This is a genomic window from Vibrio furnissii CIP 102972, from assembly GCF_000176175.1.
Taxonomy (GTDB): domain Bacteria; phylum Pseudomonadota; class Gammaproteobacteria; order Enterobacterales; family Vibrionaceae; genus Vibrio; species Vibrio furnissii.
In genome coordinates this window covers 152,809-177,182 of sequence record NZ_ACZP01000014.1, presented here as the reverse complement: position 1 = coordinate 177,182, position 24,374 = coordinate 152,809, and the positions used below count along the sequence as shown (strand labels likewise).

The window sequence follows — 24,374 nt, the reverse complement described above, 5'->3', positions numbered from 1 at the left end:
ACGAAACGAGGAATATATGGAAAACGTAAGCAAACAGTGGCTTGGATTGCCGCTCAATCTGATCTGGGGATACATCGCGATTGCCATCTTTATGACCGGCGATGGCTTTGAGCTGGCATTCCTGTCGCACTACATCACTGAGTTGGGCTTTACGCCAGCGCAGTCCTCTTTTGCCTTTACGCTGTATGGTTTAGCCGCTGCGCTGGCAGCTTGGGTGTCCGGTGTGGTCGCAGAAATCATCACACCGCAGAAAACAATGAAAATCGGCTTTTTGCTGTGGTGTACTTTCCACGTTCTGTTCTTAACCTTCGGGTTAGGGCAGTCAAACTACGCGCTCATTTTGCTGTTCTACGGCATTCGCGGCTTTGCTTATCCGCTGTTCCTCTACTCCTTCATTGTGGTGATTGTGCACAACGTGCGCAGTGATGGTGTCAGTTCCGCGCTGGGTTGGTTCTGGACGGTGTATTCGATCGGCATCGGCGTGGCCGGAAGCTACATTCCAAGTTTCACTATTCCTTGGATTGGCGAGCTGGGTACTTTGTGGCTGTCACTGGCGTTTTGTGCCGCTGGCGGTTTGATTGCCATGATTGCGCTGCGCAAGGTGAAAACGCCAACGCACATGCACAATCTCACCACCAAGCAGAAACTGACCGAGCTCAGCCGCGCCGTGACGCTGCTTTACACCAACAAAAATGTGCTCTATTCCAGCTTTGTTCGCATCATCAATACGCTGTCGCTGTTTGGTTTTGCGGTCATCATGCCGATGATGTTTGTCGACGATTTAGGCTTTACGACATCCGAATGGCTTCAGGTGTGGGCGGTCTTCTTCTTCACCACCATCTTTTCCAATGTCTTCTGGGGCATCATGGGCGAAAAACTGGGTTGGTTGAAAGTGGTGCGCTGGTTTGGGTGTGTGGGCATGGCGCTGTCGAGCCTTGCGTTCTATTACATTCCGCAGCACTTTGGCAATAACTTCGCTATGGCGCTGATCCCGGCGATTGCGCTGGGTATTTTTGTCGCCGCATTTGTGCCAATGGCCGCCGTTTTTCCGGCCTTGGAGCCGAATCATAAAGGCGCGGCGATTTCGGTGTACAACCTGTCGGCTGGTTTATCGAACTTTTTGGCACCAGCGATTGCGGTGATCGTGTTGCCGTACTTCAGCACCATCGGGGTCGTGATTGCCTATACTGCCTTGTACGTGCTGGCGTTTTTCTTCACCTATCGCATCAAGGTGGAGCAACCTGGATTTGAAACCGAATTTGTTGATTCAGGTAAAGTCACCGTTGCATAACACGGTTTAGGGTATGGCAATGGCTTTGATTGCCATCCCTTTTTTATTTTTTTTGAGGTAAGTATGAACAAGAAAGCAGTAATTTTTGATATGGATGGCGTGATCATTGACTCCGAGCCGCTGTGGCAAGAAGCGCAGATTGAATCGTTGGCTGGGTTTGGTGTGGCGATCACCCGTCAGGACTGCGAACAACTGACCATGGGCAAGCGCATTGATGAGATCGCACGCACCTGGTGTCAAACGTATTCGCTGTCGGTTGATTCACAAGTGTTAGAAACCCTGATTCTGACCAAGCTATGTCAGCGCATTTCGGCAACGGGCGAAGCGATGGCTGGTGTCTACGACGCCTTGCGATTTTTTGCCGAACAAGGCATGCGCATTGCGCTCGCGACCTCTTCAAACCATGTGGTGATCCAAGCGGTGTTTGATCGTTTAGCGCTGTGGGACAAATTTAGCGTGATTTGCAGTGCGGAAGATGAAAAGCACGGCAAGCCGCAACCGGATGTGTACTTGACCGCTGCTCGTAAGCTCGACGTTGCGGTGCCGGATTGCTTGGTGATTGAAGACAGCTTTACCGGCTTAACTGCGGCCAAACGCGCCCAGATGACCACGTATTTGGTATCACCACATGCTGACCAAGCGCGCTTTGCCATTGCTGACGCTCAATTTTTCAACCTGACAGCGGTGATTGACGCCTTGCGTACCCAGTGCCGAGCGTCATGATAGGCGTAATTGTGGTTAAATAAGCCTCAGTGGTTGCGTTGATTATGGATTTTTAGTTCCACAATGTTTGGCAGTGTTGGCAATCGAATCCCCGCGGATTCCGACGCATAATGCAATCACTTTGAAAACACAGCGACTCAGTCGCCAGCTTGAGCGAGAGCCAAGCATCCATTATTTTTGCGGGGAAATACCATGTCTAACCAAATTATTGCCGACCTAACTAAACGTTACACAGCCAAACGTTATGATGCGAACAAAAAAATCTCATCTGACGATATGGCGATCATCAAAGAGGCGCTGCGCCTGTCGGCTTCATCGATCAATGCACAGCCTTGGAAGTTCATTGTGATTGAGAGTGATGCCGCGAAGCAGCGTTTCCACGACACATTTTCCCGCATGCACCAGTTCAACCAACCGCACGCGAAAGCGGCGTCGCACACCGTGTTGCTGGCATACAACCCTAAATTCACTAAAGAAGATTATCGCAAAGTTGCGGACGTTGAAGTCTCTTCAGGTCACCTGCCAGCGGAGCGTTACGACGGTTTCCTCAATGGTGCGTATACCTTTGCCGAGTCCAACACCGACGAAAACGGCTTCAACGGTCACTGGACCAAAGCGCAAACATACATCGCATTGGGTAACCTTTTACACGTGCTGGCGCGTCTGGGCATCGATTCCACTCCGATGGAAGGTGTCGACCAAGCGCTGATTGGCGAAGTGTTCAGCGAAGAGCTGGATGGGTATGTGTGTGATGTGGCAGTCGCAATGGGTTACCACCTAGAGCTGGAGGACTACAACCATGGCTTGCCAAAAGCGCGTTTGCCAATGGAAGACGTTCTGACTGTTCTTTGATTTTAGATAGATGATGAGTACATGCATTAAAACGTGACTCACACTTTATCGAACCATGTATTGGGTCTTTGAGTATCAGTGACAAAGCGTAGTGAGATGCTACGCTTTGTCGAGGAAAGTAAGATGAAAATAGCCATCGCAGCAGCCAGTGGACAATTAGGCTCAGCCGTTGTCAAAGCACTGCTTCAGTTTACGCCATCTCATCAAGTGGTAGCGCTCGCGCGTACCGTTGAAAGAGCGATGTCGTTGGGTGTTGAGGTTCGTCCAGGCGATTACAATCAACAGGCACAGCTTGAAAAATCACTGCAAGGCATTGATACGTTATTGATGGTGACGAGTATGAGCCATGCAGATGAACGCATGATTCAACATCGCAATGTCATTACGGCGGCGCAGCGAGCTGGTGTTCGTAAAATCGTTTATACCAGTATTCAAGGGGCAGAGCACGACACTGCGTTTTCTCCTGTGGTGCAAAGTAACCGAAAAACCGAGTTGATGCTTCAGCAATCTGGATTGGATTGGGTTATTGGGCGCAATGGGATTTACATCGAACCGGACGTGGAATATTTGAATGAATACGTTGCCGCCGGTGAAGTGGCAAATAGTGCCGGAGATGGCTTATGTAGTTATACCACGCGTGATGAATTGGCTTATGCCTACGCGAAACTTCTGACCGACGATAAGCACAATGGCCAGATTTACAATCTCAATGGTCAGCCAATGAGCCAGTATCAATTGGTGCGTTATTTAAATGAAACTTTTAATACGCACTTAGTTTATGTTCCAATGGATACTGAAGCATTTAGATTGAGCCGTATTCCTGAATTGGGCGATTTCTTAGGGAATGTGGTGGGTGGCATATATGAGAGCATTCAGACCAACCAACTGAACAATGAAAGTCAGTTTTACGCTGCAGCGGGCAGGCAACACATCACGTGGGATGAGTACTTTCAACGTTTGAAATCATAAATAAATGCCACGACAAGTGGCATTTAGACAACAACTTAAGATCAATACTATGAACTCATCAGTTACCCGACGCAGATTTCAGCTACATTATGAGCACTATGGTTTCATTGTTGTTACGCTGTTATCTCTGGTTCTCATCGCATTTCCACGCTATAGCATTTCCGCGATTTCTCATGTCACGCAAACCTTCGTTGAACGTTTTGGTCTCAGCTTCTTGTTGTTCTCGTCCGCTACGATTTTTGTGTGCTTGCTGATTGCAATGAGCCCGATAGGGAATATCAAATTAGGGGGGCAAGCGGCCAAGGTTGAATTCTCAACGTTTAGTTGGATAACCATGCTGTTTACCTGTGGCATGGGATCAGGATTGGTCTTTTGGGGCGTCGCGGAGCCAACGTCACATTTTGCTCATATGCCTGCTTTTGGCATTTCGCCTGCAGATAAAATCGACAACGCTTTGGCGCTGACTTATTTCCACTGGGGACTACATGCATGGTGTATCTATGCGTTGGCTGGGCTTACCATCGCGTGGTTTACGTTTAATCGCGGGCGACCTTTGTTCATTTCTTCCAGTGTGAATGCTGAGTCTAAACGCGGTTTATTTGTGACCATGGATTGGTTGGCCATTGTGGCGATTCTGTTTGGTGTCGCGGGGACGTTTGCCAATACCATTGCTTTGATTCAGGCGGGTGTGGAGAATATTTTTGGTGTCAATGCAGACTCTGTGCTGTTTAGGTACAGCATCATCTTTTTGATTTCTATCTGCTTTACAGGCTCATCATTACTGGGGTTAAACAAGGGAATTAAGCGACTGAGTCAACTCAACATCGTGCTTCTATTGGTGATGATGATGTTTGTCGTGATGTCATTTGACCCCATCACGATTCTAAATCGCGTGCTGTCATCTACGGCTCGCTACGTCGAAATCTTACCCGACGTTTCATTTTCACTTGCGCCCAACGATGAGCAATGGAGTGTGGGCTGGACGATTATCTATATTGTCTGGTGGATCGCCTGGGCGCCCTTTGTTGGCCCTTTCATCGCAAGAATTAGCCAAGGTCGGACGGTTCGCCAGTTTATTCTGTGTGTCGCGCTTGTACCGTCATTGGCCTCAGTTTTATGGTTCACGGTGTTTGGTGGTACGGCTTTGGAACAAGCCTCTGCTAGTCTAATTATTGATGCTGTGGATCTGGATTATACGCAAGGCTTGTTTCTGTTTTTGGACCAATTGCCGCATGGCAGCATGATTGCCTGCCTCGCGATTGTTTTGTTAATCACTTTTATCATTACCAGCGCTGATTCTGCGTTACTGGTTTGCGGTATGTTGGATGGAAAAACTGGGAAAAGAAACACCATGCTCTGGGCGGTTGTACTGCTGGGCTTATCGCTCAGTCTGATCTATATCAACGATGTGAACCTCAACAAACAGGTCGCCATTGCCGGAGCGCTACCTTTCACGTTTGTTCTCATTGTGCAAATCGTTTCTATGTTGAATGATATGGTCAAACAATATCAATCGTCGACTGCCTAAAGCCGTCACTCACCATGCATTGTTTAGACATGCATTGTTTAGATAGAACGGCTTCACCCTTTATTGCTTTTTTGATTGGATAATCTATGTCAATTAGTCACCAGTTGTCTCTGTTTGTCGATGTGGTTCGTCAGGGGTCATTTACCAAAGCGGCGTTATTGCATGATATGGATAACTCGGCGCTGTCAAAGCAGATCAAAAAACTGGAACAGAGCTTGGGCGTGCAATTGCTTAATCGTTCAACCCGCACCATTTCACTAACGCCGGTGGGGGAGCAGATCTATCAGCAAGCACAAGTGTTGGAAGACACACTCAACAATATTCAGCGCATTGCCGAAACGCATCAATTAACACCGAGTGGTAGCATCAAAATTGCTGCGCCTAACTACTTCGGCCAGCGCTATTTACAGCCGGTGCTGGATGCGTTCATTGGCAAATACCCGGATGTAGAGCTGACGCTGATCTTAGATGACAAACGCGCCGACATTATTGCGGATAAGTTTGATGTCGCCATTCGAATCGGCAAATTGGCCGATTCCAACTTGATCGCCAAGAAGATCACCAACACCAATTTTGTGCTGATCGCGTCCAATGATTTCGTGGCGAAACATGGCTTGCCGCAAAGCCCTGAGGCATTAATTGCGCTACCTGCGGTGATTTACGCCAATGGCGATGTGACGTTGGATAAACTGACCATCAGTTGCGAACCGAGCAGCCAAGAGATGCTTAACCTGACCATGAAAGGCAACTTCAAAGTCAATGATGTGAAGCTGGTGGTGGAGTCGATCAAAAAGGGCGTCGGGTATGGACTGATTGACATGTTTGGTTTGGAAGAGTCATTAGAAGAGGCGGGGTTAGTGCAATTGCTGCCGGATTATGTGATTTCCACCATGAGTACCGGCATCTACGCCATCTATCCCAATCGCCAGCGCAGCTTGTTGGTTGATGATTTTGTCAGTTTGCTGCTGAACCACCTCGGCGAGCGGCCATTCTGGCTCGACTATGTCGATATGAACTAAAAAAGCGAGCTGAATAGCTCGCTTTTAACTTGAGAACGGAAGCTTATTTCACGTAAACCCGTGGGTTCGCGCTGCCCCACAAAGTGTAAAGTTCAGGGAAAATCACGTCAGCGTTGTTTTCCATTTCCGAGGCAGAAATAGTTTCGCCTTGTGAATGACCAAACAACACCACTTCGCTGCCCGCTTTCACGCCTTTGATATGAGTCACGTCCACCATGGTGGTGTTCATCGACGCCACACCCACCACGTTGGCACGTTGACCGTTAATGATCACCTGCGCTTTGTTGCCCATTTTACGTGGGTAACCATCTGAGTAACCGACCGGAATGTTCGCCATCAGGCTGTCTTGCTGCGTGGTGAAGGTGCTGTCATAACCCACGGTGCTGTTTTTCGGTAGGTGGTGCAGTGATGCCACGCGCGTTTTGAATGACACGATTGATGGGTATTCTGGATTGGTTGGCTGATCGCCGTACAGGACGCCGCCCGGACGCACCATATCCAGTTGCGCTTCTGGCACATTCAGCGCGGTGAACGAGTTCGCCACGTGCAGCAGGATGTCTTCGCGGTTCAGTTTCGCTTCTTTGATCAACCATGCTGAATGGGTGTTGAATGACGCCAGTTTTTGGCGCACTTCGTCCGCATCGTAGCTTGGGAAATGGGTCATGATACCGACAATGCGCACGCCTTTGGCGGCCGCGATTTGTAGTGATTCTTTTTTGCCCGCGTCGGTGGTCATATCAATCCCGTTGCGACCCATGCCTCCGTCGTTCAGTGCTAGGTGTACCTTGATGTCGTGACCGGCCTTTTTCGCCAAAGCAGACAGCGCTTTAGCTTGCTCTGCGCTACCAATCAGCTCTTCGACGTTCAAGTGCATCGCGTCTTTGATTTCGCCCAGGCTGGCGGAACGAACACGCATCAATTCACCTTTAAAACCGCTGTCGCGCACGGCTTGCGCTTCGGCGTTGCTGGCAATCGCCACGCAAGGAATTTGCTGCTCTAGAATGGTTGGCATCAAACCTTGAATGCCATTGCCGTAAGCGTTGGCTTTCATCACCGCACAAATTTTAGTGTGGTTGTTCATCTTCGATTTGAACTGTTCGATGTTGTCGCGAAATTGCGTCAAGTTGATTTCAAGCCAAGCGTTGGCTGCTTGGATGTTCTGTTGCTGATTGTCGTCGCTGGCAATATGTAAAGGCGCGCTGAGCGCTGGTGTAGCGGTCGCGAAAGTGGCGGCAGCGATGGACAAAGCAAGGAAGGTTTGTTTAATGCGCATAATGTCTCCATACGAAAATACGTGAGTGGTTGGGTAAATCTACGGATCAGACAGCGGAAATCATGCACTCCGACGGCGCCGGAGTGCGTGACGATCAGCTCAGTTTAAAACGTCCCATGACTTCTTGGAGCGACACAGACAACTGGCTGAGTTCGCGGCAGGCTTGCGCCGTTTGCTCTGAGCCTTGCGAAACTTCCTGCGAAGCAAAGTGGATGTTTTCAATGCTGCGGCTGAGTTCTTCTGCGACTGAATCTTGTTGGTTACAGGCGGTCGCGATTTGACTGCCCATGTCCGAAATGTCGGCAATCGCACTTTCGATTTCACCCATCAACTGCTTCGATTGCAGGCCTTGTTGCGCGCAGCCGGTGATGCTGGTGCGTGACAATTCGGTCGCTGATTTGGCGTCTTTGGCCAGCGTTTGCAACTGCTCGATGATGGTGGTGATTTCTGCGGTCGATTGCTGCGTGCGGCCTGCCAGTGTGCGCACTTCATCAGCCACCACAGCAAAACCACGGCCTGATTCACCGGCACGTGCAGCTTCAATCGCGGCGTTCAATGCCAGCAGGTTGGTTTGGTCAGCAATGTCGCGAATCACATCCACAATCACGTTGATCTTGCTGGATTGCAGTTCCAGCTCGGTCACGGTGTCACCAGCATTGCCGATCACGTTCGCCACGTCTTCAATGGTATCGACCATATGCTGCGTTTCACGCACGCCGTGCTGTGTTCGCTCATTGGCTTCACTGGCTTGGCGGGCGGATTCATCAGTGTTGCGTGCGACGTCGGCTACCGCCGCTTTCATCTCAGTCATCGCGGTGGCGATGTGAGTGATTTGCAGTTGCTGATCTTTCATGCCCGCCGCAGACAAATCGGAAATTTGCGTCATTTCTTCCACAGCGCTGCTCAATTGAGTGACTGCGGCAATCACGTTGTCGATCACTTGGCGCAGGTCGTCTTGCATTTTGCTGGTGGCATCAGCCAGTTCGCCCAATTCGTCGTTGCCGATGGCGTCGCGATCGATGCTGCTGGAGAGATCGCCTTTCGCAATCAAGTTCGCTTGTTCTACCACTAATTTAAGTGGGCCACAGATCAGACGAGTTAATACCAACGTCATTGCAATCATCATGACGAGAATAATGATGTTGCTTGTAATTGAAGACGTACTTAAGTCATTTACCGAGGTCAGAATATGACGTTTATTATCTTCCATGGCTTTTTTAAGCACTTGAATCAGTTCGCCCAGTTCAGCGTCAAGGTCTTGGAAAGCAGATAAAGATGAGGCAAGAATAGGTTGTGCTTTGACTTTGTCGTTCGCTAACATGGCGGCGTTATATTGATCCATCGTACCGAGATAAATTTCCCAGTTACGCATGATTCGTTTAAACGTTTGCTCTTCTTCTCCCGGCCAAACAGTTTTTCCGTAAGCTTCTAATTCACGAGCAATTTCGTTTCTTTTGCGAATGTTTCCCGCAATTTGATTACTTATTTTATCAGCGTCATCTAATGTATACGCGACAAATTGAGAGCGTCTCCAACGCGAAAGATCATCGCGAATCGCGTCTACACGTTCCACGGCAGGCAAGGTGTCGTCGGTGTAGTTCAGCAGTTCTGCCTTAATACTCTTCAGTTCTGTCGATAAGAACACGCCGAAGGCAATATTAATCAGAGCGATGATCAGAAAAGAAAAAGAAATCTTCTTTGCTATCGAAAGATTCTTGATAAACATATCTTGATATACCTTGATTTATTATTTTGATTACAAAGTAAACCATGTCCGTATATGTAAATTTGATCCGTATTTTTACCGCAAGGCGTGCAAGTTACCATTAATCGATTCGATTTTCGATATGGATTATTGATTAAATATAAAATAATTTATGTTAATAATTTGATACATGCCATAAACATGTAAATTTTGACGCAGTCATAATTATGACGATGAATAAATATCGTGCAATTGTATTTATTTACGCAAAATTTAAATAAAAACGTCAATTAAACTAACCCTAAAGGGGTAGGTGTTTATTTGGGTGTATTCATTTTTTATCACGCAAACGAGTGCGCGGAAAATATGTTTTTTTATTCTGAAAAAATCATGTGAATACGCTTCAAATCTTGGTGAAAAAATAGAAATCAATCTCGAATCTGATGGGATGGTTGGCGTAAATGTGCCGAACGCTGCTCAACATGGGGGGATTTGAGTGGCGACGTGCTGCGCAATCCGGACGACGAATGAGACGGTTGGGGTGAGTACGAGGCATAAGGATTAGTTATGAAAATAGTTATCATTCATATTGTCATCTGTTAACATGCTGGGCTCATCACTGATCACTCACGTTGTAATCCGCCATGTACCAACTTGTCGATGCGTCCTTTGATATAGACGGGAAGACGATTTTATCGCCGACCACGCTCACCTTTGAACCCCAAAAAATCACCACATTGCTGGGACATAATGGCTGTGGTAAATCGACATTGATCAAGCTGTTGAGTCGCCAGAATGCGCCCACGCAGGGACAGGTGTTCTACGACCAACAAAGCGTTGCTTCATACTCTCATCTTGAATTTGCTCACCGTGTGGCTTACTTGCCGCAGCATCCGCCGATCACCGACGGTGTCACCGTACGTGAACTGGTGCGCTTTGGGCGTTATCCATGGAAAGGCGCATTTGGCCGCTATAGCAAAGACGATCATCATATTGTCGAGCAAGCCATTACGCAGGTGGGTTTAAATGCGTTTGCGGATCGATTTGTGGCGACGCTGTCTGGCGGTGAGCGGCAACGTGCTTGGGTGGCGATGCTACTGGCGCAGCAGAGCCAATGCATTTTGCTCGATGAACCGACATCGGCACTGGACGTGGCGCATCAATACGAACTACTGGCACTGATCAAAGAGTTGAATCGTACGTTAAATCTTACCGTGATTATGGTGCTGCACGATGTGAACATGGCGGCCAAATTCAGCGACACCTTGATCGCGCTTCGGGGCGGGAAGGTGATTGCCTCCGGCACGCCAGACGAATTAATGACACCAGCCACGCTGCAACAGATCTACGGTATGGAATTGGCGCTGTTCCCGCATCCGAAAACCGGTACGCCCATCAGTTATATCCCTTAAATGACAAGGACTTCATTGTGAATAAAGTCATCGTATTGCTGCTTTCAATCTGCACTTTTTCTTCGTATGCCTTCGACGTGACGCATGAAATGGGGGTGGCGTCGTTCGAGTCGCCGCCTCAAAACGTCATCGCCTTGGATTGGGGATTGGCAGAAACCGTATTGAGTTTGGGCGTGCAACCCATCGGCGTGGCTGATGCAGCAGGGTACCGCCAGTGGGTGGTGGAACCGACATTGCCACAAGCTGTGACGGATGTGGGCTCTCGCCGCGAACCGAATTTGGAGTTACTCACCGAGCTCAAACCCGATGTCATTTTGATCAGCAAACACATGGCCGCCGCGTACGCGCAGCTCAATAAAATCGCCCCGGTGTTGGTGTATACCTTGTATGACGATCAACGTGCGCCGCTGCAAGCTGCGCAATCTACGACGCGCTCGTTGGGGTTGCTGTTGGATAAACAAGCCCAAGCTGAGCACGTGATTGAACAAACCAAGCAACGTTTGGCGGCCAATGGTGACAAAGTACGCATGGCTGGCGCCGCCGATAAGCCGTTGCTGTTTGTGCGTTTTATCAACGACAAAACGCTGCGCATTCACAGCCAAGGCTCGTTGGCGGATGCGACGATCCGCGCGATGGGGCTCAAGAACGACTGGCAGGAAGCCACGAACCTGTGGGGCTTTACCACCGCGGGCATTGCCAAAGTGGCTGAGCACCAACATAGCCGCGTGATGATCTTCGGGCCTTTGGAGCCGACTGCACATCAGCAACTGACGCAGTCGCCGTTGTGGCAAGCCATGGCATTCACCCGCAGTGATTCAGTCTACGAACTGCCCGCGATTTGGACTTTTGGCGGTTTAATCGCAGCGCAGCGCTTTAGTGACCACATTACGCAACAGTTGATTGGCCAATAAATGGATAGCGTACAAACCCCGCCTCGCCAAATGTTGCCGATGAGTCGCACCGTCTTCCCGTTGGTTGCGGTAATCGCGTTCATCGGCGTAATGCTTCATATGACCGCGCCGTATGCCGAGGGCATCGGCCTGATCTGGGACACGCTGTTTCATTTCGATGCATCGAACTACCAGCATTTGATCACTCAGCTAACTTATTTACCACGCTTGAGCATGGCACTGTTGTGTGGCTTTGCGTTGGCGGTTGCCGGATGCGTGATGCAGTTTGTGCTGCGCAACCCGATCGCTTCGCCCACCACACTCGGCGTCGCGGCTGGCGCGGAGTTTGGCATCATTCTTGGCATGTTGTTTGTGCCGATACAATGGAGTGTGCCGGGCTTTGTTCCAGCCTTCATGGGCGGATGCATGGCCACCGGATTGGTGTTTGCGCTCAGCGCTTCCCGAGGCTATTCGCCGCTGCACATGGTGTTAGCAGGGATGGTGGTCAGCCTGTTTCTTGGCTCCCTTAATACCATGATGTTGATGTTGCATGAACAGCGCTTGACCAGCTTATTCGTGTGGGGCGCCGGCGCGCTCAATCAGAATGATTGGTCGAGCACTCAAACGTTGCTACCTGCGGTGTTTTTGCCAGCGGGGTTGTTGCTTATGTTGCAACGCCCGTTATCAGCATTGCAGTTTGGCGACCAAGTGGCGACGTCATTGGGCGTCAATATTAAGCAAATCAAGCTGCTGTGTTTGTCACTGGCAATATTCATGACCGCCGCAGTGGTGAGTGAAGTGGGGTTGATTGGCTTTGTCGGTATCGTTGCGCCAGCTATTGCGCGCATGCTGGGCGCGAGAACGTTAACCCAACAAATTGCGCTGAGTGGCGCGATCGGCAGCACGCTGCTGCTAATGGTGGATCTTGTGGTTCAGCCGTTTTCAGGCGCGGGCGGTGAACTGCTACCGACTGGCGCGATGACCGCCTTGCTGGGCGCGCCATTTTTATTGTGGTTGCTGCAACGCACCCATTTGAAATCGGAACTCAAAGCACGATCGGAATCAGTCGGCCATTATCAGTTTGTTGATTGCCGCAAAGTGCTGCTGATCTTGGCGATGGTGTTGATCGGCTTGTGTATTTTTGCGGTGGTGGTGGGGAAAAACCAAGCGGGGTGGAATTTCGCACTCACGCCCTCGTTGTTTGAACTGCGCGCGCCTCGCGTGCTGGTTGCACTGGGGGCGGGAATCGGCTTAGCGTTCGCGGGCACTATTATTCAACGCATTTCCAATAACCCGATGGCGAGCCCAGAAGTATTGGGCATCAGCTCTGGCGCGGCGCTGGCGTTAGTGCTAGGAACGCAATTGGGGCTAACCGTGAGCCGTGAGCAGCAAATGTTGCTGGGGTGTTTGGGCGCGGTGTCCGTAACAGCGTTGGTGTGGGCGATGGGCAGAAAGCACAATTTTGCGCCCACGCAAACCTTGTTAACCGGTATTGCACTGAGCGCTGGCTTGGATGCCTTGCTGCGTGTGGTAATGAGTTCGGGTGGCGACAACGCGACCGCGCTGCTCACTTGGCTGTCAGGGTCGACTTATCTGGTGGCCGCGCAAGATGTTACTTTACTGGCGGTTGGCGTGACCATCATCGGCGCGTTGGCGCTGAGCCTGCATCGCTGGATTGAACTGATTGGCTTGGGCAACACCACCGCCCAAAGCATTGGCGTTGATGTCAAAATGGTGCGTCTGGTACTGCTTTTGTTGGTGGCGGGGCTGACGACACTGTGCACGATTGTGATTGGCCCCCTGAGCTTCATTGGCCTGTTGGCGCCGCACATGGCGCGTTCGCTGCATCAATATCGCGCTGTGCCTCAACTGCTGACCGCCGCTTTGCTCGGCGCAATCATTATGGTGTGCGCGGATTGGATCGGTCGAACCTTGTGGTTTCCTTGGCAATTCCCCGCAGGGTTACTCGCATCGCTGATCGGCGGCGGCTACTTCCTTTACCTCATGAGACGCTAACCCGCTCACGGCTTGCCCCTTCAGTTGGATTGTTCCGTTGGACTGCCAAGTGGTTGGTTTGTACTAACGGATTATATGAACCGTTTGTACTAACAGTATGTAAAAGCAGATTGTATTCTGGTTGCGAAAATACAATTTTGGCAAAGGGGCAGCTTTGTGTTTACCATAAAGCCAACAATCAATCGATGTGATCACGGATATGGATAAGAGCGCCAATACGCGGCTGCAACAAGAACTGCTGTTTAAAATGGTGTCCCGATTTAAAGCGGACGAGTTGAAAGCCGGCAGCAGCCTGAATGAATCGTCACTGGCGCAAGCGTTTGAAGTATCGCGCACGCCGGTGCGCACGGTACTCAAGCACTTGTGTGAGCGGGGCATTTGCAAAGCGGTGCCTTACAAAGGGTTTGTGCTGTTGGTGGATGCCACCGAAATACAAGCGATCGACAATGTGAGCAGTCAGCAATCGCGATTGGATGAACTCTATCTGCGTTTGTTGACCGACCTGTTTTTTGGCGACATGGAATCCACCTTCTCCGAAAAGGAGTTGCAGCAGCGCTATGACGCCAATCGCGGCGAGATTCAACAGGTGCTGCGACTGTTGGAAAACGATGCCATTGTGCGCCGCAGTCCCGGATATAAATGGCACTTGGATGGCGTGCTCAATACATTGGAACGCCACACCGAAAGCTATCGCTGTCGTTTGATTTTTGAACCTGCAGGTTTATTGGAGCCGAGTTGGCAGTTGGATCGCGCGGCGTTTGAACGCTGCCGAGACAAACATCAGCAGGCGATCGCCAGCCCGCAAAGTATCAATGCCAGCCAGTTGTTTCACCTCAGTGCCGAGTTTCATGAGTTACTTGCGGCGTGTTCCGGAAATCGATTTTTGCTTGGCACCATGCAGCAACATAACCGGTTGCGCAAAGCGACCGATCTGGTCTCGATGCATCTGCAGTCGTCGGTGAGCAAAGCGTGCCAGCGCCGATTGGATATCATCGAGCTTGTATTGGATGGAGAGAATCAGGCTGCGGCGAAAAAACTGGTTCAATTGCTGGAGAATGACATTCGCGTCATGACACGGACCTATAACGACGTCATGAACGTCACGCCGCTTCAACGTGAAGCGCTGATCGACAGCATCGCAAGCAAATCCCATTCATTTCAATAACTTTCTTTTGTTCAGCCGAGGTTATCTCGGCTGAATTACTTCTTGTTTTTCCCTGCCAGGCGTTTCACCCAGATGATGGGTTATTCCTTTAATTATCCAAATTATAAATAATTGTACGCTTGTGTATTGTTTTTTGAATGCGAAAGTACAATAATAATGATTCTTATTTGTAATCAGAAAAGCAGTGGCGTTCATCGCTTGATCATGGCGTTGAAGCGTGCGGTTTGAACGGTCAGCCCGTATGCATCATCGCATTTTGTGTCTTTTCACGAGCGTAAGCGCGTCCGAGTCAGCTCACATCGGACGATGCGCTTATTGAGCCAAACCACGGTCAAAATACGCACATGAGTCGCAGAATTCGTGGCGCTTTGCCTGAGATTCAACACAGAGAATAAAATGGAATTTCTAACACGCAGTTTCAAACTTTGTACCATTGCTGCCGCGGTCACCGCTGCAACGACCGTATTTTCAGCCCAAGCAGAAGAGATTAAAGCACAAGAGAAAGTGGTGGTGGTGGCAAGCCGCACTCCCAAAGCGATCAGCGACATTCCCGGCACGGTGTGGTACATCGAATCGGCGCAGATTGAACAGGAATACCGCGGCGGTAAATCACTTGGCGAAATTTTGGCAACGGCCATTCCGTCACTGGATGTCAGCAGTGGCGCGCGCACCAACTACGGACAAAACCTACGTGGCCGCAACATGTTGGTGATGATTGATGGTGTGTCGCTGCAATCGTCACGTCACATCAGCCGTCATCTGGATTCGATTGATCCGTTTAACATCGATCGCATTGAAGTGCTGTCTGGTGCCACGTCACTGTATGGCGCGGGCGCATCCGGCGGTGTCATCAACATCATCACCAAGAAAGCGCAAAGCCCTGAGTTGGAATTGGAAACCTTCGTCGGCGGCACATCGGGCTTTAATTCCAACGAAGATGCCGACTACAAAATCGGTCAGTCCATTGCCGGCGGTAATGACACCGTTCAAGCGCGCGCTTCGGTGGTTTATACCAAAACGCAAGGGTTCTACGACGGCAATGGCATCATCGTCACCCCAGATATTTCGCAAGGCTCGCTGCAATACAACGAAACGGTCGATCTCCTCACCACGGTGGGCGTGAATCTCTCGGAAACCAAGAAGTTGAATTTGCTGGCGCAATACTACGACAGCCAACAAGATTCGCCGTACGGCTTGTACATTGTGAACAACAAATTTGTTGATGTGCGCAAAGGGTTCGATTCAGATCGCGAGCATGGTACCGAACGCATCATGCTGAGCGCATCGTATGTCGATGAACAGTTCCTCGGCCATCAATTGATCGCCGAAGCGTCGTACCGAAAAGAAGACCAGACTTACACACCTTACTACCAATCTTCGGGTCAACAGATCACTGATGTGATTTCACTCAAAGCGGCGCTGGCCAAAAGCTTTAACAAGTTAAACCTTGTGTATGGCGTGGATGCGTATCAAGACAAACTTGACAGCAACCAAGCGCTGTACGATTCCACCATCGCGAACAATTCGGGTAACTTGATCAACAAAACCTATGCGCAAGTCGGCCGTTACCCCGGTGTCGAAGTACTTTCCGTTGCGGGTTTTGTCCAAGCCGATTATGCCATCACCGACGACTGGAGCGTTGATGGGGGCGTGCGCTATCAATACCTGCAAAACAAGATTGATGACTTCGTCGGTTACAGCCAACAACGCCAAATTGCGGCGGGCAATGGCACTTCGGCTGACGCCGTTCCGGGGGGCGAAACCGACTACAGCGTGGGCTTGTTCAACCTTGGCACCATTTATCACCTCAACCGTGATTCTCAAATCTGGGCGAGTTTCTCCCAAGGTTTTGATCTCGCCGATCCGGCCAAATACTACGGCCAAGGCAGTTATTCATTGGTGGGCGATCATTGGCAGTTGAACGACAGCATCAACGTCAACAATTCGAAAATGTCGGGCATTAAAACCGACAGTGTAGAATTGGGTTACCGCTTCGATACGGGTGCGTTCAACTTACAAACAGCGGCGTACTATTCTCAATCGGATAAATCGGTGACTTACAACAGAACCACCATGCTGATTGAAGAAATTGAAGATAAGAAACGCGTCTACGGTCTAGAAGCGCTCGCCTCTTATTGGGTACACCAAAACATTCAGCTGGGCGCGTCGGGTCATTATGTGATTTCGGAAGTCAAAGGCGACGACGGTTGGGAAGATTACACCGCCGGTGAAGCCAGCACCTCAAAAGCGAACGCTTGGGCCCGTTGGGTGGACAACGCGCTGGCTGTTAAAGTGCAGAGCCAAACCATGTTTGACTACACCGATGCCTCGGATAACAAACTCAACGGCTACACCGTGTTTGATTTGGTCGGCAGCTATCAATTGCCTGTCGGTAGCTTAGGTTTTGGTATCCAAAACCTGTTTGACCGCGATTACACCACCATTTGGGGTCAGCGCGCACAAATCTTGTACTCGGCGCAGTATGATGCCGCCGCGTATGACTACAAAGGTCGTGGTCGCACCTACACACTCAACTACCAAGTGACCTTCTAACCCATCCCGTCACACCCAAATTTGCGCCCAATCATTATCCGCATTGGGCGCAAAACATACCGCGTGGCGTGTTTGTTGTTCATTCTGCAGCCTACCTAGTCAACGACTTCATTTAGAAAATTCTTTCTATCAATTTTCCCAGTGTTTTGGTGCTCTAATCCGGTAACGATAAATCAATCATTAACGACTTATCTTGTTGAACTCTCGTGATGGTTTTTCCTTTATTCAGGTTGTTCGTCGCTTTTCAGATAAATATGGGCAATATATTCATTGACGATAGGTATGCTAGATCAACAGCAACCACTTAAGAGACTTGGTCTGTGAACCAGATAAAATAATGAGTTGCTAATATACGCTATGTTTTATGGCTAATGAAATTAGTGATAAAGGCTGGGTAAATGGAACAAATTTCAGTAATACACGGGGCTATCGTCGGTGTTGTCATTTTGTTGGTCGTCTTATTGATCAGTAGTCAAAAAATTAAACGGTTGCGAGACGAGCTGAGGAAAGAAAGAACAAAAGTATCTTCAGCAACAAGCTTGATAGAGGAATACGAAGAAAAATACGCAAAAGTAATAGACCTTGATGCGGAATGCGAAAAGATAAGATCAGAGCTAGTGCTAGAGAAATCAGAAATTGAAGCGCGATCAAAGCAGGAGCTAGAAAAATTGGAGGCGCAGAAAGCGCAGCTTTCTAAAGATCAGCTAAATATTGAAGATCAGATCAAAAATCTGCGAATGGATTATAAAAACAAGAAAAATACCTATGACGCGCTAAGTAAACAAATAGCCATCTTTAGCGAAGACGTAGAGTTAATTGAACTAGGTTTTTATGAACCTAAGTTCGATTTTGATGTATCTGAGAGGTTTAAAGAAGCAATTAAGAGTTGTAAGGAACGTCAAAAATCATTGTTAAGAGAGCATTCGTCAAGCGGTGCCATCTATTGTTACCGTGATTGGACTGTCGATGGATCTCGAACAGAAGGTAAGAAAATGACGAACAAAGGGATACGTTTGACTGCCCGAGCATTTAATAATGAATGTGAAGCTGCGATTGCAAACTGCACATGGAAGAATGTCGTTAAGATGGAAGAGCGTATTCGAAAAGCATTTTCTGCCATCAATCAACTGAATGAGTCGAATGCAATTTCAATTACTGAGCGTTATTTGGATGAGAAGCTAAAAGAACTTCAATTAACTTATGAATATCATGAGAAGAGACAGCGAGAAAAAGAGGAACAAGCAGAAATAAAAGCCCAAATGCGTGAAGAGGCGAAGATAGAAGCGGAGATCAAGAAAGCCGAAGCGGACGCTATCAAGGAGGAAAAACGCTATCAGAAAGCACTAGAAACAGCCAGACAAGAGCTTACGGAGGCTAGTGATGAAGCAAAAGCCGCTTTGGAGTCTCAAATAGCTGAGTTGCAAGCAAGCCTTGAGGAGGCTGAACGTAAGCATCAACGCGCGCAGTCTATGGCTGAACAAACCAAACAAGGTCATGTCTACATTATTTCCAATATTGGCTCTTTTGGCGAAGAAGTATACAAAATTGGTATGACGAGACGCTTAGAGCCGATGGATCGAGTAAAAGAGCTTGGTGATGCTTCCGTTCCGTTTACTTTCGACGTTCATGCAATGATCCACACCACTGATGCTCCAGCACTAGAGAAGAACTTACACGATAAATTCGATTCGCGTCGATTAAACATGGTGAATAGGCGTAAGGAGTTCTTTAACGTATCTCTCGATGAAATTAAGCAAGCGGTCCAAGGGTTTACTGATGAGGTTGTAGAATTCATTGAAACAGCGGTCGCGCAGGATTATTACGAGACAAAGGCCATGAAAAAGCAGCAGCTTTTGAAAGAAGGGAAGTTGGATGAGGAAGAAATAGTCACTTCTAGCAGGCTCCCAGAGTTTGCCGATGTACTTTAGGGCTAGGTGAATCGGGTCATTATATGTCGAGAGATACAGCACAGAAACACTTCTTCGAATTTTTGCAGCGTAAACAATTGCAGCAAAAATATTTTACAAAGCAGGACGTAATTGATGCGACCGGTTGGAAGGCTTCTACGTTCAAGTCCTATTTTGGTAAAGGCCAGATAACACAATTTCTAACTTTTATTGGTGATGATAAATATGAATCAATAAATACGCTTGATATCAATTTTATTGAGTTTAAAAAGCGCTTATCTCAAAGTAAACATTACCAAGAACTTGGTCATAGATGTAAATCAAATCTGGCGAAGGCACTCATAAAGAAATCCCGTGATAACATGATGTTAGCTTTAGAATTGTACAATCGACCTTCTTTAGAAAACAAGTTAGATGGCTTTGTAATGTTATTTTCCACCGCATGGGAACAGCTGTTAAAAGCGATGATCATTGAACGTGAGGGGGAGTTAGCTATTTACAGTAACCCAACCAAAAAAGGGATTAAGCAAACTATTCCTTTACGGAAATGCTTGGACAAGGTTTTCAAAAATAATGACAACACTAGAAAAAACGTAGAGTTGATTGCTGGTTGGCGTGATGATGCTGTGCACCTTTTGATACCTGAATTACAGGGGTTGGCCTCTAGAGTATTTCAATCGGGAGTGATCAACTACTCTACAAAATTTGAACAGTTTACTGAGGTGCCTTTCTTGCAATCACAGCACTCCGGAATGATTTCTTTGGTTGGTGATTTTAAATTACCACCTAAATCACTGTTGACAAGTTACTATGGTCAAGCAGCAGAAGATATATTGGAACTAGCGAAGACGGTTGAACACGAGATCGAACAAGCGAATGATATTGAGTTCGCTATTCCTATCAATGTTTCACTTGTCTATGCAAAGGATGATGAGCAAGGTCAGGTAATCATTGCAAAAGCTAATGGTAAATCCGGTGATATTGAACAACTGCGAAATGCTCTAATTGTCCAAAAGGCTGTTGACCCTGAGAAGTCGCATATATATAGCCAAAATTCTGCTATTAGGGTAATCAACGAACAACTAAAAAAATTTGCTGCCGAAAAATTGAGCCGTTGTTTGGTCGCTCGCGACAAAAATGGCGACCTGACGTTTAATAGCAATTGCTTTCAAGCCGTGGTGGAAAAATTAAACTGGAAGAAAACCAACAACGAATTCCATCATTTTCAGGCAATGGCAAACCGACATATATACTCACAGCAGGCGGTTGAAGAGATTCTCTCAAGGATCACGGACGATGAGAAATATCTAGAGCAAGCTAAAGCTAAACTAAATAGAAGAGTCAAACAAAAAGCATGAAGTATCGCAAAGTGGGCTCCTATCTTAAACACATATCTTTGTTAGGTTTGGTGCCCATTCTGCGTCTAAAAAAAGTTTCGTTAGAACTCATTTCCTGCAATTGCTCTGCTTGAAAGTATGTGTGAAACGGAGCTGACCTTATTGTCTGTTAGCCTGCTTTTCCGATAATTTTACGTTCAATCATTATCCGCATTGGGCGCAAAACATACCGCGTGGAGTGTTTGTTGTTCATTCGGTTGATAAATATGAATTATTTTGTTGACCTGAACATTCAATCCGTTAAAGTACGCCCCGTTCCCGCAATGATGTTGCTGGAACGGATGGTGTTACCATCGCATGATTGCGTTGCCCTGGTGGTGAAATTGGTAGACACAAGGGATTTAAAATCCCTCGACTTTCGAGTTGTGCCGGTTCAAGTCCGGCCCGGGGCACCATCAATCAGATACCATCCATTGAGGCGCGTTGGCAGAGTGGCCATGCAGCGGATTGCAAATCCGTGGACCTCGGTTCGACTCCGGGACGCGCCTCCATTTCTCTTCTTCATGATCTGATTTCTTCGTACCACTTCCTTTTTATATCTTCCATTTGATTTTCTCTTTTACATCTTTCGTTTGATGCTCTCATCGATTGCTCGCAATTGTTCGCGTGAATCGTTGGATTCGTGTTGAACTCGCTGTGATTTTTCAATTCTACTGCCATTGCCTTGAATTAGTCGTTCTTACTACATTCTCGCAACATATCTATACAAAAAACTCATCATTTCCATTTTTATACATTTTTATTGCATAAAAACGCGGTCGTAGTAGTATTACCGATAATTGGTAATTAATGCAGAATTTAGGCATGAATATTCGGGTTGATGGTGTAAATAAGTCATACGGTACAACGCAAGTACTGAACGATATCAGTTTTGAGTGCGCGAAGGGCGAAACCTTGGTGTTGCTTGGCCCAAGTGGGGCTGGCAAGAGTTCGCTGCTGCGAGTGCTGAATCTGCTGGAAACAGCCGATAGCGGCCGACTCAACATCGCCAACCAATCGTTCGATTTTTCTCAGAACCCTTCTGAGCAGCAAGGGTTAGCGCTGCGTCGCAAAGTCGGCATGGTGTTTCAGCAATATCATTTGTGGCCGCACATGACGGTCATGGAAAACCTGATTGAAGCCCCAGTGAAAGTGTCGGGTCTGGATAAAACGCAAGCCAAGCAGCAAGCGATTGAGATCCTGACGACGCTGCAACTGGCTGATAAAGCCGATGCGTGGCCGTTGCAACTGTCGGGTGGCCAACAGCAGCGTATCGCCATTGCGCGTGCATTAATGATGAAACCCGATGTGTTGTTGTTTGATGAACCGACCGCAGCGCTTGATCCGGAGATCACCAACCAAGTGGTCAAAATTATCAAAGAGTTAAGTGGTACTGGTATCACTCAAGTGGTGGTGACGCATGAAGTGGATTTCGCCAAGAAAATCGCCAGCCATGTGTTGTACCTGGAGAAAGGCCGCATCATTGAACACGGCACTCACGAAGCATTTACCCAGCCGCAAACGCAACAGTTTGCGGATTATCTAAAACACTAATTATCCCTCTGGCTTCACGTGCCAGTCCTGCAAAAGTTGGAGTATTGCAATGAAGAAGATCCTTTTAGCATCTTTGATTGGTTTGGTTTCAGCCAGCGCGAGCGCGCAGCAAGAGATCAAATTCGTAATGGAAGCGACCTACGCACCGTTTGAATTCGTGGATGAAAATAACCAAATTCAAGGGTTTGACGTCGATTTGGCGAATGCGCTGTGTCAACAACTGGAAGCCAAATGTAGTTTCCACAACCAAGCGTTCGATAGCTTGATCCCAGCACTGAAATTTAAGCGTTACGATGCAGCGATTTCAGCGATGGACATTACTGAAGCGCGTTTAGAGCAGGTGAACTTTTCTCATCCTTATTACGATAACTCTGCTGCTTTCGTGTCATTGTCGGGCAAAGTGGCTGATCAAGCGGCGCTGAAAGGCAAGCGTGTCGGCGTGCAAAATGGTTCGACTCACCAAAGTTACCTGCTTGAGCAGTTACCGGATGTGGTCGCGGTCCCTTACTCAAGCTATCAAGATGCGTTTATCGACATGAAAAACGGCCGTATTGATTCCGTGTTCGGGGACACTGCGGTGGTGGCTGAGTGGTTTAAAGGCGACAGCAACCTGACTTATGTTGGTGAGCACGTGACGAACGCACAATACTTTGGCAACGGCTTTGGTATTGCCGTCAACAAAGACAATCAAGCGCTATTGGAACAACTGAACAACGCGTTGAGCGCAGTCAAAGAGAACGGCGTGTACGCCTCGATCTTCAATAAGTATTTCGGAAAGTAAGATGGCATTAACGGGCTACTCTTTATCGCTGGTACACGCAAGCTGGATGACGCTGCAAATCGCGTTTGCCAGCTTGCTGGTCGGTTTGTTATTAGCGTTACTGTTCGCCAGTGGCGAAATGGCCAAAATGAAACTGATCAAATGGCCAACGACGTTGTTGGTGATGGTGATCCGCGGCCTGCCGGAGCTATTGGTGGTGCTGTTTATCTATTTTGGTTCAACGCAGGTGCTGTTTCTGATCACCGGCGAGTTTATCGAGATCAGTCCGTTTATTTCTGGGGTCATCGCCCTCTCTTTGATTTTTGCCTCGTACGCTGCGCAAACGTTGCGTGGCGCACTGAAAGCGGTGGGTCGAGGTCAGCGTGAGGCGGCTAGTGCCTTAGGTATTTCTCCGGGCCGTGCGTTTTTTCGCATTGTGTTGCCTCAAGCGGTGCGACATGCGCTGCCAGGGCTGATGAACCAGTGGTTGGTGCTGCTGAAAGATACGGCGTTGGTGTCGTTGATCGGGGTGACCGATTTGCTCAAGCAAGCGCAGTTGACCTCTGCGGCGACTCACGAAGCCTTTACGTGGTACGCCACAGCCGCGGCGGTGTATTTGGTGATCACGTTGATCACCCAACGCGCCGTGAAAGTGATCGATAAGAAATTCGCCGTGCAAGGCATGAGTTCCCAAGAAGGAGCAAGCGCATGAAAGAACAGCATCTTTGGCAACTTTTCGAAGGTTTAGGCACCAGCTTACAGTTAACGGCTGCCTCGCTGTTGGTGGGCTGTTTGCTCTCATTGCTGATGACGGTGTCTTTGGTGATGCGCACGCCGCTGCTGCATTGGGTGAGCCGCGCGGTGATCACGCTGTTCACCGGAACGCCGCTGTTGGTGCAGATCTTCTTGGTTTATTACGGACCGGGTCAGTTTGAATGGATTCGCGAAAGCGTGCTGTGGGTGTGGCTCAGCAAGCCTTGGTTCTGTGCCATGGTGGCGTTGGCGCTCAACACGGCCGCGTACAGCTCGCAACTGTTTAAAGGGGCGTTCAACGCGATTCCAGATGGGCAATGGCAAGCTTGCCGCGCGCTGGGTATGAATAAAATAGCAACGCTGCGTGTGTTGCTGCCATACGCCTTGCGCCGCGCTGTGCCAGCATATTCCAATGAAGTCATTTTGGTGTTTAAGGGCACGTCGCTGGCAAGCACGATTACCATCATGGATTTGATGGGTTATGCGCAGCGCATCAATGCGCAAACCTACGATACATTAACCGTGTTTGGTGTCGCGGGGCTGTTCTACTTGAGCGTCAATGGATTGCTGACGTTGGTGTTTCGCCAGATCGAGCGCAAAGCGTTAGCGTTTGAAGCGTATTAATTGA

At 48.5% G+C, this 24,374-nt stretch carries 19 protein-coding genes and 2 tRNA genes; 19 read left to right on the top strand and 2 right to left on the bottom strand.

What is annotated here, in order from left to right; translation table 11 throughout:
- Positions 1-16: 16 nt before the first annotated feature.
- From VFA_RS11075 to VFA_RS11050, 6 genes are all read left to right on the top strand, one after another.
- On the top strand, positions 17-1,291 hold the full coding sequence (locus VFA_RS11075) for an MFS transporter (RefSeq protein ID WP_004726903.1): 1,275 nt from the start codon (positions 17-19) through the stop codon (positions 1,289-1,291).
- 63 nt (positions 1,292-1,354) lie between these two features.
- A complete protein-coding gene (gene hxpB, locus VFA_RS11070) occupies positions 1,355-2,014 on the top strand; it encodes a hexitol phosphatase HxpB (RefSeq protein WP_004726902.1) in 660 nt (219 codons plus the stop codon).
- Positions 2,015-2,206: 192 nt separating this feature from the next.
- Positions 2,207-2,866 carry an NAD(P)H-dependent oxidoreductase gene (locus tag VFA_RS11065; protein ID WP_004726901.1) on the top strand — a complete coding sequence of 220 codons (660 nt, stop codon included), beginning with the start codon at positions 2,207-2,209 and terminating at the stop codon, positions 2,864-2,866.
- A 123-nt stretch (positions 2,867-2,989) separates the two neighbouring features.
- Positions 2,990-3,835 (top strand): NAD(P)H-binding protein, encoded by an 846-nt coding sequence (locus VFA_RS11060; RefSeq protein WP_004726900.1) that lies wholly within the window; start codon positions 2,990-2,992, stop codon positions 3,833-3,835.
- A 49-nt stretch (positions 3,836-3,884) separates the two neighbouring features.
- On the top strand, positions 3,885-5,363 hold the full coding sequence (locus tag VFA_RS11055) for a BCCT family transporter (protein ID WP_232281704.1): 1,479 nt from the start codon (positions 3,885-3,887) through the stop codon (positions 5,361-5,363).
- Positions 5,364-5,449: 86 nt separating this feature from the next.
- A complete protein-coding gene (locus VFA_RS11050; protein WP_004726898.1) occupies positions 5,450-6,382 on the top strand; it encodes a LysR family transcriptional regulator in 933 nt (310 codons plus the stop codon).
- 43 nt (positions 6,383-6,425) lie between these two features.
- Here VFA_RS11050 and alr read toward each other — a convergent pair whose 3' ends face one another.
- Positions 6,426-7,655: an alanine racemase gene (alr, locus tag VFA_RS11045; protein WP_004726897.1), complete on the bottom strand. Its 1,230-nt coding sequence runs from the start codon at positions 7,653-7,655 to the stop codon at positions 6,426-6,428.
- Between the two features lie 94 nt (positions 7,656-7,749).
- Entirely contained in the window at positions 7,750-9,381 is a 1,632-nt protein-coding gene (locus VFA_RS11040) for a methyl-accepting chemotaxis protein (RefSeq protein ID WP_004726896.1), read from the bottom strand.
- Positions 9,382-10,004: 623 nt separating this feature from the next.
- Here VFA_RS11040 and VFA_RS11035 point away from each other — a divergent pair.
- The 13 genes from VFA_RS11035 to artM all read left to right on the top strand — a co-directional run bounded on the left by VFA_RS11035 (position 10,005) and on the right by artM (position 24,370).
- Positions 10,005-10,772, top strand: coding sequence for an ABC transporter ATP-binding protein (locus tag VFA_RS11035; protein ID WP_004726895.1), 768 nt, complete (start codon positions 10,005-10,007; stop codon positions 10,770-10,772).
- A 17-nt stretch (positions 10,773-10,789) separates the two neighbouring features.
- On the top strand, positions 10,790-11,683 hold the full coding sequence (locus tag VFA_RS11030) for an iron-siderophore ABC transporter substrate-binding protein (protein WP_004726894.1): 894 nt from the start codon (positions 10,790-10,792) through the stop codon (positions 11,681-11,683).
- Positions 11,684-11,722: 39 nt separating this feature from the next.
- Entirely contained in the window at positions 11,723-13,678 is a 1,956-nt protein-coding gene (gene fhuB, locus VFA_RS11025) for a Fe(3+)-hydroxamate ABC transporter permease FhuB (RefSeq protein ID WP_370447181.1), read from the top strand.
- Between the two features lie 199 nt (positions 13,679-13,877).
- Entirely contained in the window at positions 13,878-14,843 is a 966-nt protein-coding gene (locus VFA_RS11020) for a GntR family transcriptional regulator (protein ID WP_004726892.1), read from the top strand.
- Between the two features lie 396 nt (positions 14,844-15,239).
- A complete protein-coding gene (locus VFA_RS11015; RefSeq protein ID WP_004726891.1) occupies positions 15,240-17,396 on the top strand; it encodes a TonB-dependent receptor in 2,157 nt (718 codons plus the stop codon).
- Between the two features lie 398 nt (positions 17,397-17,794).
- Complete coding sequence (locus VFA_RS11010) at positions 17,795-19,324, top strand: SNIPE associated domain-containing protein (protein ID WP_004726890.1); 1,530 nt, start codon at positions 17,795-17,797, stop codon at positions 19,322-19,324.
- Positions 19,325-19,347: 23 nt separating this feature from the next.
- A complete protein-coding gene (locus VFA_RS11005; protein ID WP_004726889.1) occupies positions 19,348-20,661 on the top strand; it encodes a DUF3644 domain-containing protein in 1,314 nt (437 codons plus the stop codon).
- Positions 20,662-21,008: 347 nt separating this feature from the next.
- A tRNA-Leu gene (locus VFA_RS11000) sits at positions 21,009-21,095 on the top strand.
- 22 nt (positions 21,096-21,117) lie between these two features.
- Positions 21,118-21,191 (top strand) — tRNA-Cys (locus tag VFA_RS10995).
- Positions 21,192-21,504: 313 nt separating this feature from the next.
- Positions 21,505-22,233, top strand: coding sequence for an arginine ABC transporter ATP-binding protein ArtP (gene artP, locus VFA_RS10990; protein WP_086027315.1), 729 nt, complete (start codon positions 21,505-21,507; stop codon positions 22,231-22,233).
- Positions 22,234-22,282: 49 nt separating this feature from the next.
- On the top strand, positions 22,283-23,014 hold the full coding sequence (locus tag VFA_RS10985; protein WP_004726887.1) for an arginine ABC transporter substrate-binding protein: 732 nt from the start codon (positions 22,283-22,285) through the stop codon (positions 23,012-23,014).
- A gap of 1 nt (position 23,015) precedes the next feature.
- A complete protein-coding gene (gene artQ, locus VFA_RS10980; protein ID WP_004726886.1) occupies positions 23,016-23,705 on the top strand; it encodes an arginine ABC transporter permease ArtQ in 690 nt (229 codons plus the stop codon).
- On the top strand, positions 23,702-24,370 hold the full coding sequence (artM, locus tag VFA_RS10975; protein ID WP_004726885.1) for an arginine ABC transporter permease ArtM: 669 nt from the start codon (positions 23,702-23,704) through the stop codon (positions 24,368-24,370). Before artQ ends, artM begins: the two co-directional genes overlap by 4 nt.
- The last annotated feature ends 4 nt before the right edge of the window (positions 24,371-24,374 follow it).

What these genes read in the sequence shown, in the direction of transcription:
- VFA_RS11075 (WP_004726903.1), top strand. Translation starts at nt 17, where the DNA reads ATGGAAAACGTAAGCAAACAGTGGCTTGGATTGCCGCTCAATCTGATC.
- hxpB (WP_004726902.1), top strand. Translation starts at nt 1,355, where the DNA reads ATGAACAAGAAAGCAGTAATTTTTGATATGGATGGCGTGATCATTGAC.
- VFA_RS11065 (WP_004726901.1), top strand. Translation starts at nt 2,207, where the DNA reads ATGTCTAACCAAATTATTGCCGACCTAACTAAACGTTACACAGCCAAA.
- VFA_RS11060 (WP_004726900.1), top strand. Translation starts at nt 2,990, where the DNA reads ATGAAAATAGCCATCGCAGCAGCCAGTGGACAATTAGGCTCAGCCGTT.
- VFA_RS11055 (WP_232281704.1), top strand. Translation starts at nt 3,885, where the DNA reads ATGAACTCATCAGTTACCCGACGCAGATTTCAGCTACATTATGAGCAC.
- VFA_RS11050 (WP_004726898.1), top strand. Translation starts at nt 5,450, where the DNA reads ATGTCAATTAGTCACCAGTTGTCTCTGTTTGTCGATGTGGTTCGTCAG.
- alr (WP_004726897.1), bottom strand. Translation starts at nt 7,655, where the DNA reads ATGCGCATTAAACAAACCTTCCTTGCTTTGTCCATCGCTGCCGCCACT.
- VFA_RS11040 (WP_004726896.1), bottom strand. Translation starts at nt 9,381, where the DNA reads ATGTTTATCAAGAATCTTTCGATAGCAAAGAAGATTTCTTTTTCTTTT.
- VFA_RS11035 (WP_004726895.1), top strand. Translation starts at nt 10,005, where the DNA reads ATGTACCAACTTGTCGATGCGTCCTTTGATATAGACGGGAAGACGATT.
- fhuB (WP_370447181.1), top strand. Translation starts at nt 11,723, where the DNA reads ATGAGTCGCACCGTCTTCCCGTTGGTTGCGGTAATCGCGTTCATCGGC.
- VFA_RS11020 (WP_004726892.1), top strand. Translation starts at nt 13,878, where the DNA reads ATGGATAAGAGCGCCAATACGCGGCTGCAACAAGAACTGCTGTTTAAA.
- VFA_RS11015 (WP_004726891.1), top strand. Translation starts at nt 15,240, where the DNA reads ATGGAATTTCTAACACGCAGTTTCAAACTTTGTACCATTGCTGCCGCG.
- VFA_RS11010 (WP_004726890.1), top strand. Translation starts at nt 17,795, where the DNA reads ATGGAACAAATTTCAGTAATACACGGGGCTATCGTCGGTGTTGTCATT.
- VFA_RS11005 (WP_004726889.1), top strand. Translation starts at nt 19,348, where the DNA reads ATGTCGAGAGATACAGCACAGAAACACTTCTTCGAATTTTTGCAGCGT.
- artP (WP_086027315.1), top strand. Translation starts at nt 21,505, where the DNA reads ATGAATATTCGGGTTGATGGTGTAAATAAGTCATACGGTACAACGCAA.
- VFA_RS10985 (WP_004726887.1), top strand. Translation starts at nt 22,283, where the DNA reads ATGAAGAAGATCCTTTTAGCATCTTTGATTGGTTTGGTTTCAGCCAGC.
- artQ (WP_004726886.1), top strand. Translation starts at nt 23,016, where the DNA reads ATGGCATTAACGGGCTACTCTTTATCGCTGGTACACGCAAGCTGGATG.
- artM (WP_004726885.1), top strand. Translation starts at nt 23,702, where the DNA reads ATGAAAGAACAGCATCTTTGGCAACTTTTCGAAGGTTTAGGCACCAGC.